The organism is Halospina sp. K52047b (genome assembly GCF_008709855.1).
Taxonomy (GTDB): domain Bacteria; phylum Pseudomonadota; class Gammaproteobacteria; order Pseudomonadales; family Oleiphilaceae; genus Halospina; species Halospina utahensis_B.
The window spans coordinates 1-16,059 of record NZ_VYJH01000003.1 but is presented as its reverse complement, the minus strand read 5'-3'; the positions used below and the strand labels follow the sequence as shown (position 1 = coordinate 16,059).

The window sequence follows — 16,059 nt, the reverse complement described above, 5'->3', positions numbered from 1 at the left end:
CGGTCAGCCGAAGAGCCAGGTGGTCGGGTCCGGGTGGGCCCGCCCCTCGTTCAGCGCCACCATGCCCTTCACGCACCGGATCAGGAACCAGACCACGGCCCAGATCAGGATCAACCATCCGATGCCAATGGGCATGGTGATGGTTGAGACCACCATGTACAGAAGCCCGATCCAGAAGGTGCGGATCTGGAACCGGTAATGGGTCCGCAGGCGTTCGTCTTCCACGGTTCCGTTCACATAGGCAATGATCACACCAATGATTCCGGTAACCCCGGCTACCAGGCTGGCCAGGTACAGGGCGTAGACAATCATCGGCCAAGTCTTGTCGAAGGGCGCATCAGTCTCGGTCATGGACAGCTATCCTCAATTCATCATCAATGGCCGCCAGTGTAGCCGGGGAGCCGGCACTGCAGCCAGAGTGGCCCGTCAATCCGCACGTAACGGTGAAAATCCACACACCTTCCGGTATTATTACGGGCCGCAACACACCATCACCCGGTTGCCCATGAGCTGGTATCACTACCTCCTACCCTATGACTTCTCACCGCTGACGCTGATCGCGTTCGTGGTGGTGCTGACGATGTATCTGCAGGGTCTCTATGCGCTGCCGGCGGAGGAACGCCCCGGCGCGCTCCGGGTCTTCACCTTCCTGCTGGGGCTGCTGCTGTGCTACACGGTGATGCACACGCGGTTCGACTACTACTCCCAATACATGTTCTTCATCCACCGCGGCCAGCACCTGGTCCTCCACCACCTGGGGCCGCTGCTGTTGGTGCTTTCCAACCCGCTGCCCATCATGCGCTTCTGGGCACGCCAGATTCCCGGCTGGCTTGGTCCCGTCCTGTGGCCGGTGAAGATGGCCTACCGGGTGCTGCAGCAGCCACTGATCGCCGCGACTCTGTTCGTGGGGCTGATCTACCTCTGGCTCACCCCTGAGCTGCATTTTGATGCCATGCTCAGCCGCCCGCTTTACTGGTTGATGAACTGGTCCATGCTGCTGGACGGGCTGCTGTTCTGGTGGCTGATCCTGGACCCGCGCTCGCCGCACACGGAGCGGGTCCTGGGCTATGGCAAGCGCATCATCCTGCTGGTGCTGATCATTCCACCCCAGAGCGCGCTCGGGGCCTGGATCCTGTTCTCGGACAGCATGGTGTATGACGTCTACGAGGTCTGCGGCCGGGCCTGGCCCCTGGCGCCGGAGACCGACCAGATGCTGGGCGGGATCCTGACCTGGATTCCGCCGGCGATGATGAGCGGTATCGCCATCCTGATCGTGGTCGGGCGTATGATGCGCGATGACCGCAACAGCGCAAAGACACAGCAGGCTGATGAAACCGGGGAGGTACACGCATGACGGGAATCATCCGAGCCCTGAGCGTGATGGCACTGATGCTGGCCCTCGCCGGCTGCGGTGGCAGCGGCGTGGAGTGGCATGCCAAGAACATACGGGGGTTGATGCCGGACCTTGAGTTCACGCTCACGGCACCCGACGGCGAGCCATTCACGGCCGAGGACAGGGCCGGCCAGGTACGGCTGCTGTTCTTCGGCTTCACCAACTGCCCGGACATCTGCCCAGCGACCATGGCCCGGCTTCAGAACGCCGTGAAACAGATGCCGCAGGACATGCGGGATGAGGTGACGCTGCTGTTCGTGAGCGTGGATCCGGAACGCGATACGCCGGAACGCGTCGGGGAGTACGTGGACTTCTTCGGGGACAACATCGTGGGCCTGACCTCGGACGAGGAGACGCTGCGGACACTGGCGAAGCGTTACCGCACCACTTTCGGCTACGGCAAGCCCGATGAGAACGGCGACTACGACGTCTCACACAGCAACGCCGTCTATGTCTTCGACGGCCAGGGCCGGGCACGCCTGCTGATCCGCTCGGATCAGTCCATCAGCCAGATCAGTGAGGACCTGGAAACCCTGGTGCGTCAGGGGCGGGACTGAAGGCCGAAACCAGCGGCGGCATTGAGGCCACGCCCGAGCAGGGCGACGCTGCGGTAGGACAGCCGGCTGATGCCGTGGTGCATGAGCCGTACCGGCTCACTCACCGGCCGCGTCACCGGAATCGCTTCCAGCACATTGAACGTCTCGTCCGCAATGGACAGGTGGATGCGTTCCAGGCCCAGCGCCGCCTCTTCCAGACTCACGCCTGCCAGGTCCGCAACGCCAAACCACCAGCGCCTGTTGCTGCCTGTGGTTTCAGTGGTCATGTCAGCCACTCCTTCAGTTGCCGGGCCACTTTCGGCTCATGGGCGAGCCGGATGTGGTGGGTCCCGGGGAAATTCGCAATGTCCCTGAGTACCCAGCCGGAACGTTCATCGCCCCGCGCACTGGGTTCCTGGACCAGGGCGTCACCGAACAGTGTATTCACGGGGTGCGCCCGGTTGCGCGTAAGCAGTCCCGAAATCACGTAATGATCCGCACCGGGCAGCAGTGGCGGCTCTTCCGCGTCAGGCCGTGTCACCTCGCCGCGGGACAGGTTGCGTATGCCCTCACTGCGGAGGTCGATGAACTCTCCGGCCACCCGCAGGTAATCCTTCGGCATCGCTGCCAGATGGTCCGCGACCCGGTGCGCTCCCCGGGCCAGCCAGGAGCCGTCATGGGGTGAACCGATGTAGACGCAGCTGCCGACACTGCGACACCACTGGTGCCCACTCTGACGCCCGTGATGGCAGGCAGCCCGGATCAGAAGCCCGCCCATGCTGTGGCCGATCAGGATCAGGTTCGTCACCGGCACAGGCCAGTTCTCGAGAAGGGTTTCGAGCGCCTCCGCCATCAGCTCGCCGTTGCGGTAAACGGGCAGGCCGGTGTTATAGCGCAGGGCCAGCGAGGTGCCCCCCAGAGCCCGGGCCAGTTCCGGTCCGTAGCCATTGTCCGGGTCATCCCGGTAGGACCAGACGGATTCCAGTTCGGTCAGGCCATGGATCAGGAAAACGAGGGTACCGGAAGCATCCGGCACATCGGGGGCGCCAGTATTGATGGCGCGCCCCTGATGGCGCACCTGCATGGGCATGGCGAGCGGGCTCTCCCGGGCCTGGAGCCAGTCCCCGAGAAACCCGCTGGCAATGGCGGAGGCGTGGTCCTGCCAGCGTGGCATGGGCGTCCTGATGGAGGATTCAGTGGTCATGGTACCCCAGTATACACAAGTATACCGGGGTACCACTGACTTCAGGGCCGGTCAGGGCCGCCAGCGTGGCCACCGGCGGCTCACTCGTTCAGCTTGAGGGTGCTCAGGGTATAGGGGCGGACCTCATTGAGCAGATCGGCATCCTCCTTGAGCGAACGGCCATGGGAAGGAATCATTTCCTGCAGCCGACGTGTCCACTCGCCATCCTCGGCCATCTGCCCCGGGAAGCAGCGCTCCAGCACATCGATCATCGCCTTGGCGGCAGTGGATGCCCCCGGCGATGCCCCCAGCAGAGCGGCCAGACTGCCGTCGCTGGCGGCCACCACTTCCGTGCCGAACTGCAGTACACCCCGTCCATTGGCGTCTTTCTTGATCACCTGAACGCGCTTGCCGGCGTGCTGCAGGGTCCAGTCATCGAATTTCGCACGGGGATAGAAGTTGCGCAGCGATTCGATCCGCTCTTCAGCGGACTGGAACACCTCACCAATCAGGTAGCGGGTCAGATCCATGTTGCTCATACCCGCGCCCATCATGGAGGAGAAGTTGCTGCCGCGCAGAGAGGAGAACAGGTCGAAGAAGGAGCCCTCCTTCTGGAACTTGGTGGTGAAACCGGCAAAGGGCCCGAACAGCAGGGCCGGCTCACCGTTGATGATGCGGGTATCCAGGTGCGGTACGGACATGGGCGGCGCGCCTACCGGCGCCTTGCCGTAGACCTTGGCGTCATGGCGCTCGACCACGTCCGACTTGCGGCATACCAGCCACTGGCCGCTGACCGGGAAGCCGCCGTAGCCCTTGCTTTCCTCGATGCCGGATTTCTGAAGCAGCGGCAGGGCACCGCCGCCGGCACCGATGAACACGAAGTCCGCCTCCAGGTGCCGGTTGGCGCCGGTATGGCGATCCCGGCAGGAGACCTTCCAGCTGCCATCATCCGCCTGGTCCATGGTCGTGACCGAGTTGTTCAGAAGCAGCTCAAAGTTGGGCTTGCTTTCAAGATAGCGCACCAGCGCCCGGGTCAGTGACCCGAAATCCACGTCCGCGCCATGTCCAACCCGGGTAGCCGCAACCGGCTCCATGGGGTCACGGCCATCGGTGATCAGCGGCATCCACTCCTCGAGCACACGCGGGTCCTCGGAGAATTCCATCTCCTTGAACAGGTGGTGCGCGCTCATCAGCCCATGGCGCTTGCGCAGGAAGTTCACGTGGTCCTCACCCCAGACAAAGCTGCAGTGGGGCGTGGTGTGGATGAACTCCTCGGGCTTCAGTTCGCCCTTGCTCACCAGGTAGGACCAGAGCTGGAGCGAAACCTCAAATGCCGAATTGATATCCAGGGCACGGTCGATGCTGATATTGCCCTGATCGTCCTCGGGCGTGTAATTCAGCTCGCAGTAACCAGCATGGCCGGTTCCCGCATTGTTCCAGCCGTCAGTACTTTCGTGGGCAACATGGTCGAGGCGCTCGACCAGGGTGATGTTAAGGGAAGGATCAAGCTCCCGGAGGATCACCCCGAGAGTGGCACTCATTACGCCCCCGCCTACGAGGACGACATCCGTGGTGGTCGTCATGAACACACTACCTCAGCCTTTTGGGCGACACGGGGCACAATGGTAACAGATGTTTACCTGGAAAACCGGCTTGCAGCATTCGACCTTGGTGGTAGATGACCAGTGACACACGGACACATTCTGGTAACGAAGTTACCGTAGGAGCCGGGAGGGACTGGCACCAGAATAGTCGAAACAGGATTCTGGCGATCAGCACGAGGTCGATATGCCGGTCAGTGAGGAAACACTTGAATGCATCCAAGGGTATACTGTCGTTCGTATCACCGAGACGAACGGTCACGGCCAGCCCGAACTCGAAACCTATGCCCTGCGCCATGAGGCGGGAGGACAGCTGGACGAGTTCGCCGATTACCTGGATGCGGTAAAAACACTCAACCGGATCCTTTTCCCGCTGCCGGGGCTCCCTGAAGTAAGACTCAACAACGCAGGTTAACCGACAGCGGCATGTTGCCAACACCGAGCACTCTGATCGGAGCACAGACCCCCTCTGCCTATGGCCCCGTGAGCACCCATTGGCGATCGCCTCTGGGCTGGATCGCCCTTGCCCTCGTCCTGATCGCCAGCGCCGAAGCATCACGCTGGTTCACCATCGGCGACCAGTCGATGTCCGCCCTCTGGCCACCAGCCGGGATCTTCATCGGCGCCACGGCGGCGCTGGGCTATCGCGCCCTGCTGGTCCTGACGCCCGTTTTCTTTATCTGGCTCCTGTGGCTCGACGGCTCACCTCCTGTGCTGGCTGCTCTGGCAGCAACCGGTCAGTGCCTGGGGGCGGCAACCGGCGCTTTCCTGATGCGGCGGTTCTGGCGTCTGGGCCAGAAGAAGGGTCCCTTTTCCGAACTCATCGCCCTCTACACCCGGGCGGCCCTTGCCGGGGGGCTCGTCACGTCCCTGTTCGGAGCCGTCGGCTATCGTCTGGGCAGCCCGGTAGCCGGAGCGGCCGCGCTCCACGACACCGTATTCGTGTACCTGGCGTTCGAGGCCCTGGGCATCATCCTGTTCGCACCGCTGACCTATTCACTGCTGAGCAATCCCCGCTACTTTTTCCAGCAGATCCGGCTCGACTGGATGCAGCGCATGCCCTGGATCTGGTTGCTCCTTACCTCAGGGCTGGTCCTGATGGTACTGCTGGTGCATGGTCTCAATGAAAGCTCCTACTCCACCGCCATTGGCTTCGCCTTTTTCCCATTGCTGTGCTGGTTCATTCTCCAGACCAGACCGCCCAGTGGGCTGGTTGCCATCCCGGTCTTCGTGGGCGTATTCCTGGGGCTTTCCCTCAATGGCATGGGCGGCCTTCCCCACATCATCACACTCCCGGACCTGATCCGTTCACTGCTGCTGGTGGGCGGTCTGGCGGTCATGTGCCAGGTGCTGTCCGCCATCACGGCGGAGCGGACCCGGCTGATACAGGGTTTCCAGGAACAGGCGCGAACGGATTTCCTGACCGGACTGCGCAACGACCGGGCTTTCACCGAGGACCTCAGGGCCGCACTGGATGACCGCAGTCAGAGCGACAGGGCGCCCGACTGGCTGGTCTATCTCCGGGTCCTTGAAGCGGATCGCATCGAGGAACTGCTGGGGTTCGAGGCCAGTCATGCACTGGAGCGCCAGCTGGCAGCCCGGCTCATGGGGACAACCGGGCCCAGGGCCATGCCCGCCCGCATCGCGGACGCCACCTTTGTTCTGCTGATACCGGCAGAGTCCACAGCCGTGCTGTACCGGAAGCTGGAGTCACTCTACACCGACTTCGACGGCAGTGTACTGGAGCCCGGCGGGCACCAGACCCAGATCCGCGTTACCGTTGGCGCAGCGCCGCTGGACGGCAACCTTGAGGACCCCATCCACTATCTCAGCGCCGCCACGCAGGCCGCACACCAGGCCGAGCAGCATGCGCCACGCATCCACATTATTGAGAACACCCGCACCCTGATCTCAGAACGCCACGCCACAACCCAGCAGATCGAACGGCTCAAATCCGCACTGACCGAGGAGCGCCTGGAGCTCTTCGCACAGCGGATCCAGCCGTTCCTACCCCAGGATACCGGTCTGCATTACGAGATACTGGTACGCCTGCGCGAGCGCGACGGGGAACTGGTCAGCCCGGGTGGCTTCCTGCCGGTGGCGGAGACCTTCGGCTTCATGGGCGAGATTGACCAATGGGTGATCCGCACCACCCTGAGAACTCTGGCCGCCAATCCAACATGGCTCGAAAGCACGGCCAAATGCGCCATCAATCTGGCAGGGACCTCCCTTTCCAACCCGGAGCTGGTGGCCTTCATTGACCAGGAACTCCGGGTTGCCGGTGTTCCCCCCGCCAAGATCAGCTTTGAGATCACCGAGACGGAACAGATCGGTAACCGCTCCGCCGCTGTCGCACAGGTCCGCGCCATGCGCGAACTGGGCTGCAGCGTCTCCCTGGATGACTTCGGAACGGGGCTGGCAACCTTTGACTACCTGCGCAGCTTCGAGCTGGATTTCGTCAAGATTGACGGGATCTTTGTGCGGGATCTTCTGGCCAACCACCAGGACCAGAGCATGGTACGCGCCATCTGCGAGGTGGCCCGCAGCATGGGCCTGCGCACCATTGCGGAGTTCGTGGAAGGTGAGGACCTCATCGAGGCCCTCCGTCAGCTTGGCGTGGATTACGGGCAGGGCTTCGGGATCGCCCGGCCCGCGCCCATCCATGAGCTGTTCGAGCAGCCAGCGGCCTGATCAGGCCCGGCCCATCTTCGCCAGCGAATCCGGCTGGAATAGCTCCACCCAGTAACCGTCCGGATCCCTGACGAACGCGATGCCCTTCATGTTGCCGTCGTTGGGCCGCTTCTGGAAGGGTACCCCCAGGGTCTCCATGCGCTGGCAGGCGGACTCCACGTCCGGCACGGCCACACCGATGTGCCCATAGCCCTTGGGCTCTTCATTGCCGTTGTGGAACTGCTTGTCCGGATCCTTCTCGTCACCCCAGTTGTGGGTCAGCTCAATCAGCGCTTCACGCCCGAAGTTGTAGGTCGTGCGCGCCGCAGGGTCTGATGGCACCTCGGACTCTCCCCCTTCGGGCAGATAGCCCAGAAAGTACAGGGTGAACTGCATATCCTCAAAGTCCAGCTTCCGGATCAGACGCATGCCCAGCGCACGGGTATAGAAATCCAGACTTTTCTCCGGATCCTTGATGCGGACCATGGTGTGGTTCAGGCGATACTGCTGCGTCTCCGCATCCGGTTCATGGCAGAGGCCGGGGGCGTCGTCGAAATGCTGTGGCATGGTGCTCTCCTGTTGATGGCTTTACACAGGAGATGGGTACGAAGGGGCGGTGTTCCAAGGCCACCGGGGCCACAATCAAAAACGGCACCCCGAGGGGTGCCGTTCCGTGCTGCAGTTGCTTCCGATCGGGTGATCAGAAGTTGTGCTGCAGGGCGACCAGTGCGACCGTTGCGCTGGAGTCCTGAGCATTGTCGTATTTCACGTGCTCAAGCTCGAGGCGAACATCTGTACGATCCGACAGAGCCTGCTTCACGTAACCGTACACGTCGAGATCCAAGTCGGCCTTATCCCCATCATCAGAAGCTTGTGCAAAGCCAAGATGGCCTGTCAGGCCTTCACCGAAATCCATGAAGGATGCCACGGCGATACTGTCACGCTTGTCATCCGAAGCGTTATCCAGATCAACCTGAGTGTAGTTTGCAGTGAGTTCCAGAGCGTCTGTCACGCTCCAACGTGCGCCTACGTTGATCAGCTGAGGTTCTTGATTAGCTGATCTTGCATCCGAGCGAGCATCAGCGGCAGTGTAAAGATCCGTGTTATTCGCGTTATTGACTACTGCTTCTTGGTATGCGCCCGAATCATAGTCGTTAAACTCTTTGACATAAACTGCGTTAACGCTGATTCGCTGATCGAAGCTGTACTGGAATGCGGCCTGAATGGAAGAAATGCCTTCTTCGTTAGCAACATCTTGGCTGTTGTTGAGTTGGACAGTTTCGCCATCAGTATTAGTGCCGATATATTCACCACCTACAGAGTCACTGCCTTCGCCAACACCAAGAGTAATCTGTGCGGCGAACGGGTCCGAGTGGCCCCACGCGCTACCATACTCATAGCTGATTGCACTACTTTGCCGGAAACCATAGGAAAGCGAATTGCTCAGAGCGCTTGTGGTGTAATAGTAAGACCCATAGCCATGGACGTCGGTCCGATGCGTGTTCCAGCCACCGAATTCATAGAGTGCCTGCCACTGCGAACCAATTTTGACCTTACCCCAGTCGCCACCGAGTGCGGCCCATCCCAGCCGGGTCCCGACGGCATTACCAATACCACCTCCATCTTCGTCCAGTACGTCAATCGCGAATTCCATGTTGTAGGATGCGGTCAGACCAGCTACCGGCAGCTCTTCACTGCCCCGGATGCCGATGCGAGACTGCAGGCCGTTGGAAAGCTCAAAGTCCTTGGCATCACTACGGCTTGCAGAGGTAAAACCATCGGTCGAGTTGGTTCCATCAACAGAGTTCAACCCACCAAAGAGTTCGTTTGCTGCAACACCATCTGAGTCATTAAAGCTTTCAACGCCAATATCCACAATACCGTAAAGCTCCGGTGCTGCCATCGCACCCATGGGTGCAGCTGCCAGACCACCACTAACCGCAAGGGCCAGAATCTTCTTTTTCATGGTCATCATCCTCTCTGTTTCTTCTGGTTCACTTCCCAGTGACGCATTTCTTGTTGTGCGCCTCCGAGTTTTCCCGCCTCTGCACCCACTTGGGTGAGGATGCTAAGAGGGTAGATCAGGATTTGCCGTTAAGCAAAATTAATTTGTCATCAACCCGAAACACTGATCCCTCACTATGATCTCCGTCATTGGTTCCCCTGCATGACGGGCCTAACCAGGATTTTTAGTGAGCAGGCTAAGTAGCTTTCCGTATTTTCCTATTGGAAACAAGAGAGCATGATTGTCATGTCTCTTGACGGGAGGCAATACGCCGTCCATCCGCATGGGGTTCACTTTGCCGCAGCAGGAGGACGGATCCAATGACCAACATCAACCGGAAACCTTAGAGGAGGCGAATCATGCGCACCAAATTCGTTCAATCAGATGTTCGCCGCCGCGGTACTGCGCCGGTTGAGGCATCCCGTCGGGCCGATGTGAACCGTCCCAACAAAGACAACATGACGCTTGAAGCACTGACCCGCCCCGCTCAAACGCGCAGTCTCAAGGCGGTACTCCGTCGCAAGTAACTGGTACGCCAGGCAATCGTAAGGGAAGGCACTCAGAAAGGGCCTTCCCTTTTGTGTGTGTGAATCCCCCACCATCTCCGCTAGCATAATGCCCTCTTCCGCACTGCCAGTGGAGCCACGACGTTACCCATGATCAACACCTCGGTGGACAACCCACGCCCGGGCCGGGAACTGTTCCATCTCACATGGCCCATGCTTTTCGGCGTGCTGGCTCTGATGAGCTACCAGCTGGTGGACAGTGCCTTCATCGGCCAGCTGGGCGTCAAGCCGCTGGCAACCCTCGGCTTCACGGTGCCACTGCAGATGTTCATCATCGGCGTTCAGGTCGGTATCGGCATTGCGACCACCGCCGTGATATCCCGTGTACTGGGCGCGGATGACCCGGTCCGGGCCAGGCGGCTCGGCGGCCTGGTGGTGGTCGCCGGCGCGGCGCTGATTGCGCTGCTGGCGCTGGCGATCTGGCTGGGTCGTTACTGGATCCTGGCGCTGCTCGGCGGCAGCGAGGACCTCCAGCCCCTGCTGGACGCCTACTGGCCGCCATTCCTGTTCGCCGCATGGCTGGGCGCCGTGCTCTATTTCGGCTACAGCCTGTGCCGCTCCCACGGGGATACGAAACTGCCCGGGGCCATGATGGTGATCACCAGCCTGATCAACGTAGCCCTGGACCCGCTGTTCATCTTCACCTTCGACTGGGGCATCGCGGGCGCCGCCTGGGCGACAGTGGTCGCGTTCGGCACCGGCACTCTCGTGGTCTTCTCCCGACTCTTCGCACGCCAGTGGATCACCTTCCTCCTGGCGGAATTGCCGATCCGGCCCGCACTGGCCCAGCTGGGCTCCATTGCCGGCCCGGCCATGCTCAGCCAGCTGATGCCGCCCATTGCGGCCATGCTGGCCACTGGCTTTGTGGCCACCTTCGGGGAGTCCGCCGTGGGTGCCTGGGGCCTGGGCTCACGCCTGGAGTTCTTCTCCCTGGTGGCGGTGCTGGCCCTGACCATGGCCATGCCCCCGATGATCGGTCGCTACGTGGGCGCGGGGCGGCCGGATCGGGTGGAACTGCTGGTCTGGCTGGCGGTGCGTTTCGTGATCCTGCTCCAGCTCGGAATCGCCGCAGCCTGGCTGCTGCTGTCCGGGCTCCTGTCCTCGCTGCTGGCCAGTGACCCCGAGGTGCAGGGGCACCTGGCGGATTTCCTGCTGCGGCTGCCGGTGAGCTGGAGCGGGCTCGGTGTGTGCATGCTGATGGTCTCAGCCTGCAACGCCATGGGGCTGCCCATGCGGGCCCTGGTCATCTCAGTGCTGCGGCTGTTCGCCTGGTTCCTGCCCCTGCTGTGGATCGGCGGCCAGATCGGCGGGCTCAACGGGCTCTTCACCGGCGCCATGCTCGGCAACATCGCCGCCGGCATAACATCCTGGCTGCTTTATAAGCGCGGTATTGCTCACCTCAAGCAGCAAGCCGCTCGATCAGGGCCCGAACCATCGGCTTCATGAACCAGGATTCCTCGGGCATGACGTCCACGCCAACGCTGTACTGGACAAGCCTGTCCGCCACGATGGGCCCGACCGCCACCACCAGGAGCCGGTTCAGTGCCTCGACCACTGCGGACTGCATGCCAATGCCCTTCGCCACGTCCATAAGGCGCTTGACCTGGGCCTGGCTGGTGAACGCGATGGCATCCAGCTCCCCCCGCACCAGCCCCTGCGCCAGGACCTCGACCTGTTCGCGGTTGCTCTCGTCGGCATAGACGTAGGGCGCCACGGTGTCCACTTCCGCGCCCTCTTGCCGCAGGAAACCGGTCAGCTTTTCATTGGGCTCCTCGCCGTAGAGCTGAACACCCACGGTGCGACCATCGAGATCCTGCTCGCGCAGTGTGGCGATCACGCCGTCGGTGGTGGCCTCGTCCGCCGTGAGATCATTCTTCAGGCCCAGCTCACGCAGGGCGTTCACGGGTTTGGGCCCACGCGTGATCTTCCGGACGCCAGCCAGGGCTGTTACGAAGGCCTCATGGCAGCCCTCGCGCTCGGCCGCGGCGGAAAGACGGCGAAGACCCTCGCCCGTAAGCAGGATCAGGTCATCCATGGCACCGGCATTAAAGCGCCCGAGCCAGGCCCGAACGGCCTCCTGATCCGGGGTATCCAGGATCGAGACCAGCGGGCAACGCCAGGTTTCCGCACCCCGGCGCTCGACTATCTGCGCCAGCACATCCAGCTGGCGGGTTTCAGGCAGGGCAATCCGCAGCCCCGCCAGGGGCTCACCCTCAACCGTCTCATCCGCCATGATCAGTAGCTCCTGGGCACGGTCTGGGGTTCCACGAACTCGAACAGGCCCTCCAGCCCACCTTCACGACCGACACCGGAGAGTTTCATACCACCGAAGGGCGCTTCCGGTGTGGGGCCGGTGCCGGTGTTCCAGCCCACATGGCCGAAGCGCATGGCCGGGATCATCCGCTGCGCCCGGGCCTCGTCCCTGGTGAACAGGTAGGAGGCCAGGCCGTAATCCGTGTCATTGGCGGCGGCCAGCACATCTTCTTCGGTCTCAAAGGTGGCCATGGGCACGAAGGGCCCGAAGGTCTCCTCGTCGCAGCACTGCATGTCCGGGGTAACACCGGTGACCAGCGTGGGCGGATAGAAAAGGCTGCCGGACTCGGGCAACGAGTCCGGATGCTGACCGGCTTTCAGCGTGCCGCCTTTGTCCAGAGCATCCTTCACATGGCGGCGCACCTTGTCGAAGCCGGCCTGGTTGATGAGCGGGCCGATGTCGGTGCCTTCCTGCATGCCATCGCCCACTTTCAGGGCCGCCACTTTTTCAGCCAGCCGCTCCGCGAAGGTATCCGCTATGCCGGACTGCACGAAGATACGGTTGGCGCAGACACAGGTCTGGCCGCCGCCGCGGAACTTGTTACCGATAAGCTGGGTGATGGCGTCATCAACGTCGGCGTCATCAAAAACGATAAAGGGGGCATTACCACCCAGCTCCAGCGCCAGCTTCTTCACCCGGCCGGCACACTCACGCATCAGGTGCTGGCCCACGCCGGTGGAACCGGTGAAGCTGATCATGGTTACGTCCGGGTTCTGGCACAGCGTATCGCCGATGGGCTTGGGCGGGCCCATGACCAGGTTGATCATGCCCTTGGGCAGCACTTTCCGGTCGTGTATGGCCCGGAAGGCGGCGATCATGGTCAACGGCGTGTCCTCGGCGGGCTTGATCACACTCGGGGCACCACCGGCCAGCGCCGCCGAAAGCTTCTTGGCGATCATCCCGATGGGGAAGTTCCAGGGAGTGATGAGCCCCGCCACCCCTATCGGGCGGTAGTGGACCGTCCAGGTGCAGTCCTTGGGGGTCTCCGGAATGGTGTGCGGCGCCAGCTGATCAATGTAGTTGGCGCAGTAATTGAAGAAACCGGCGGCATAGTCCACCTCACCCACGGCCTCCTTCAGCGGCTTGCCGTGCTCAAGGCAGAGAATGCGGCCGATTTCCTCCCGTTCTTCCTTCAATGCATCGCGCACGCCCTCGAGCCAGCGGCGGCGCTCGTCCAGGGATGCGGGCTCCTGCAGGTTCAGGGCCCGGGAGGCTGCGGCAATAGCCTCCTCGGTTTCAGCAGCGCCGAGAGCCGGCACTTCGGCCAGTGTCTCGCCTGTGGCGGGGTTGGTGACGCTCAGCGTGCCGCCGCTGCCCTTTCCGATCCACTGGCCGCCAATGTAGCCTTCCGCGCGCTCGAGCAGTGGTGATTCAATCATGCAGTGCCCCCTTGATACCCGTCTTGATGATGTTTTTCGACTATAACAGGGGTGCTCGGGAGTGGCATCCGTGGTTCACCATATCCAGCGCGTTTGCGATATTCCCGCACCACCAGTGAACCAAACGTCATTAATTCGACTATAGTAGGGCAGTATCCGGGGAACGGGTGGCATTACGTACTGTTACCTAGTAGCCTCGGCCGCGCAGCATTAATTCCATGTCACGAGCACGGAAGGAGCAAGGCAATGTATAGGAAAATCATGGTGCCTGTGGACCTGGCCCATGTGGACGCACTCAAGGGTGCGCTCACGGTGGCGGGCGATCTCGGGCAACACTACGAGACGGAAATCTGTTACGTGAGCGTTACCCATTCCTCACCCGGGTCAGTGGCCCACAATCCTGAGGAATATGAACAGAAGCTTGAAGCCTTCGCCAACGAACAGGCCCAGCAGCACGGTCGGCCCGTTTCGGCGCGGGTAATCGTATCGTCCGATCCGGCTGTCGAGTTGGATGACAAGCTGCTTAAAGCAGTAAAGGATATGGGAGCTGATCTGGTGGTCATGGCGACCCACCTGCCCCGCAAGCTCGACGCTATCATGCCGGCCAATGGCGGCAAGGTGGCCAAGGAGACGGATGCGTCCATTTTCCTGGTCCGGCCCTGACTACATCATACGGGATCTCAATAACGTCAAATCATAAACGGAGTGCGCTATCATGACGCAGGATCCAAACCAATCCGGTGACAGCAGCGAGGGCGTCGACGGCGTTCCCGCGCCGGAGGGCCCGGCGAACCTGATCGATACGGATTACAAGATCGGTCAGGACAACTTCTCCGGCAAAGTGACCCTCAACCTTGACCTTCACGGCAAGGTATTCGGCATCTCGTCCGCCATCATCGTGTTCTTCGTGTTCATCACACTGGCACTACAGAACCAGGTGGCGCCGATCTACAACGCGATCTTCAACTATCTGACCCAGAATCTGACCTGGGTTTTTCTTCTGTCCGGCAACATCTTCCTTGTCCTCAGCGTTGTTCTGATCTTCACGCCACTGGCCAAGGTACGACTGGGCGGCGCCAAAGCGCGGCCGGACTTTTCCTATATGGGCTGGTTCGCCATGCTGTTTGCTGCAGGCATGGGCATCGGCCTGATGTTCTACGGCGTCTCCGAGCCGGTCACCCACTACGGCACCGCTATGGGCGGCACCACCGTAGAAGACGGTGTACGGACCGACTGGGCACCCTTGGGTGCGGCGGAAGGCGACCAGCAGGCCGCTCAGCGCCTGAGCATGTCCGCCACCATCTTCCACTGGGGCCTGCACCCCTGGGCGATCTACTCGGTGGTCGCACTGGCGCTGGCGCTGTTCTCCTTCAACAAGGGCCTGCCACTGACCATCCGCTCGATCTTCTACCCACTGCTGGGTGAACGGGTCTGGGGTTGGCCTGGTCATATCATCGATATCCTGGCGGTCTTTGCGACCCTGTTCGGCCTTGCAACATCCCTGGGCCTCGGTGCCACGCAGGCCTCTGCCGGCCTGGAGCATCTGTTCGGTCTTCCAGACGCGGATGCCACCCGAATCATACTGATCATGGGCATCACCGCAGTGGCTCTCTGCTCCATCCTGCTGGGCGTGGACAAGGGTGTGCGCCGTCTTTCCGAGGTCAACCTGATCCTTGCGGGCATTCTGCTGCTGTTCGTGATCCTGGTTGGACCGACACTGGCCATCGCGACCGGCTTCTTCCAGAATCTCGGTTCCTATCTCGTGAACCTGCCAGCGCTATCCAATCCGTTTGGGCGTGAAGACGCCAACTTCAGCCAGGGCTGGACCGCCTTCTACTGGAGCTGGTGGATTGCCTGGTCACCCTTCGTGGGCATGTTTATCGCCCGGGTCAGCCGTGGCCGGACTGTTCGTGAATTCCTGATCGCGGTACTGCTGATCCCCTCCACGGTCTCCGTCCTCTGGATGACCGCGCTGGGCGGCACGGCGCTGGACCAGTACCTCAACCACGGCGTTGAGGCGATTGCCAATGCCGGCCTGGACCTGCAGATGTTCGTGATGCTGGAACAGCTCCCGCTGGCTGAAATCACGTCCTTTGTGGCGATCACGCTGGTGATTGTGTTCTTCGTGACCTCGTCGGACTCCGGTTCGCTGGTTCTGGACACCATCACGGCAGGCGGCAAGGTGGACGCACCCAAGCCCCAGCGGATCTTCTGGGCCGTGATCGAGGGCGCTATTGCCATCGCGCTGCTTCTCGGCGGCGGACTCGAGGCACTGCAGGCCATGGCGGTTTCCATGGGTCTGCCGTTCGCGCTCGTGCTGCTGGTCGGCTGCTTCGCGATCGTGAAGGGCCTGATGAGCGAGCCCCGCGCTCAGTAATCCGGTTTTCCGGATTCGCAACAGAAAAGAGCGGC

16 protein-coding genes are annotated in these 16,059 nt (G+C 61.7%); 8 read left to right on the top strand and 8 right to left on the bottom strand.

The features are described 5' to 3' along the window. Positions 1 to 3: 3 nt before the first annotated feature. Positions 4 to 351, bottom strand: a complete 348-nt coding sequence (locus tag F3089_RS04690; RefSeq protein ID WP_151439679.1) for a DUF4870 family protein — start codon at positions 349 to 351, stop codon at positions 4 to 6. Positions 352 to 505: 154 nt separating this feature from the next. Between F3089_RS04690 and F3089_RS04685 the strand changes: the two genes are divergently transcribed. Further along, complete coding sequence (locus F3089_RS04685) at positions 506 to 1,354, top strand: cytochrome c oxidase assembly protein (protein ID WP_151439678.1); 849 nt, start codon at positions 506 to 508, stop codon at positions 1,352 to 1,354. Further along, positions 1,351 to 1,950, top strand: coding sequence for an SCO family protein (locus tag F3089_RS04680; RefSeq protein WP_151439677.1), 600 nt, complete (start codon positions 1,351 to 1,353; stop codon positions 1,948 to 1,950). Before F3089_RS04685 ends, F3089_RS04680 begins: the two co-directional genes overlap by 4 nt. Here F3089_RS04680 and F3089_RS04675 read toward each other — a convergent pair. From F3089_RS04675 to mqo, 3 genes are all read right to left on the bottom strand, one after another. Then, positions 1,935 to 2,216: a hypothetical protein gene (locus F3089_RS04675; RefSeq protein WP_151439676.1), complete on the bottom strand. Its 282-nt coding sequence runs from the start codon at positions 2,214 to 2,216 to the stop codon at positions 1,935 to 1,937. The two genes, F3089_RS04680 and F3089_RS04675, sit on opposite strands and share 16 nt — an antisense overlap. Further along, positions 2,213 to 3,133: an esterase/lipase family protein gene (locus F3089_RS04670; protein ID WP_225741675.1), complete on the bottom strand. Its 921-nt coding sequence runs from the start codon at positions 3,131 to 3,133 to the stop codon at positions 2,213 to 2,215. Before F3089_RS04670 ends, F3089_RS04675 begins: the two co-directional genes overlap by 4 nt. 80 nt (positions 3,134 to 3,213) lie before the next feature. Continuing rightward, on the bottom strand, positions 3,214 to 4,695 hold the full coding sequence (mqo, locus tag F3089_RS04665) for a malate dehydrogenase (quinone) (protein ID WP_151439675.1): 1,482 nt from the start codon (positions 4,693 to 4,695) through the stop codon (positions 3,214 to 3,216). A gap of 205 nt (positions 4,696 to 4,900) precedes the next feature. Between mqo and F3089_RS04660 the strand changes: the two genes are divergently transcribed. Beyond that, complete coding sequence (locus tag F3089_RS04660; RefSeq protein WP_151439674.1) at positions 4,901 to 5,128, top strand: hypothetical protein; 228 nt, start codon at positions 4,901 to 4,903, stop codon at positions 5,126 to 5,128. Between the two features lie 11 nt (positions 5,129 to 5,139). Continuing rightward, positions 5,140 to 7,404 (top strand): sensor domain-containing phosphodiesterase, encoded by a 2,265-nt coding sequence (locus tag F3089_RS04655; protein ID WP_151439673.1) that lies wholly within the window; start codon positions 5,140 to 5,142, stop codon positions 7,402 to 7,404. Here the strand turns inward: F3089_RS04655 and gloA are convergent, their stop codons facing one another. Then, entirely contained in the window at positions 7,405 to 7,950 is a 546-nt protein-coding gene (gloA, locus tag F3089_RS04650; protein WP_095616013.1) for a lactoylglutathione lyase, read from the bottom strand. Positions 7,951 to 8,083: 133 nt separating this feature from the next. Beyond that, a complete protein-coding gene (locus tag F3089_RS04645; RefSeq protein WP_192497276.1) occupies positions 8,084 to 9,349 on the bottom strand; it encodes a porin in 1,266 nt (421 codons plus the stop codon). Positions 9,350 to 9,747: 398 nt separating this feature from the next. Here F3089_RS04645 and F3089_RS15830 point away from each other — a divergent pair, with 398 nt between their 5' ends. Together F3089_RS15830 and F3089_RS04640 are read left to right on the top strand one after the other, a co-directional pair. Next, positions 9,748 to 9,915, top strand: a complete 168-nt coding sequence (locus tag F3089_RS15830) for a hypothetical protein (protein WP_158223014.1) — start codon at positions 9,748 to 9,750, stop codon at positions 9,913 to 9,915. A gap of 129 nt (positions 9,916 to 10,044) precedes the next feature. Beyond that, positions 10,045 to 11,400: an MATE family efflux transporter gene (locus tag F3089_RS04640; RefSeq protein ID WP_225741674.1), complete on the top strand. Its 1,356-nt coding sequence runs from the start codon at positions 10,045 to 10,047 to the stop codon at positions 11,398 to 11,400. On the opposite strand, the gene F3089_RS04635 is transcribed toward F3089_RS04640, so the two are convergent. Continuing rightward, positions 11,354 to 12,187: a uroporphyrinogen-III synthase gene (locus F3089_RS04635; protein WP_151439671.1), complete on the bottom strand. Its 834-nt coding sequence runs from the start codon at positions 12,185 to 12,187 to the stop codon at positions 11,354 to 11,356. The genes F3089_RS04640 and F3089_RS04635 overlap by 47 nt on opposite strands. Before the next feature lie 2 nt (positions 12,188 to 12,189). After that, positions 12,190 to 13,647 carry an NAD-dependent succinate-semialdehyde dehydrogenase gene (locus F3089_RS04630; protein ID WP_151439670.1) on the bottom strand — a complete coding sequence of 486 codons (1,458 nt, stop codon included), beginning with the start codon at positions 13,645 to 13,647 and terminating at the stop codon, positions 12,190 to 12,192. Between the two features lie 246 nt (positions 13,648 to 13,893). Between F3089_RS04630 and F3089_RS04625 the strand changes: the two genes are divergently transcribed. Next, the gene (locus tag F3089_RS04625; RefSeq protein WP_151439669.1) at positions 13,894 to 14,310 is read left to right on the top strand and encodes a universal stress protein; all 417 of its coding nucleotides are present in this window, start codon (positions 13,894 to 13,896) and stop codon (positions 14,308 to 14,310) included. A gap of 52 nt (positions 14,311 to 14,362) precedes the next feature. Then, on the top strand, positions 14,363 to 16,024 hold the full coding sequence (locus F3089_RS04620) for a BCCT family transporter (protein WP_151439668.1): 1,662 nt from the start codon (positions 14,363 to 14,365) through the stop codon (positions 16,022 to 16,024). Positions 16,025 to 16,059: the final 35 nt, after the last annotated feature.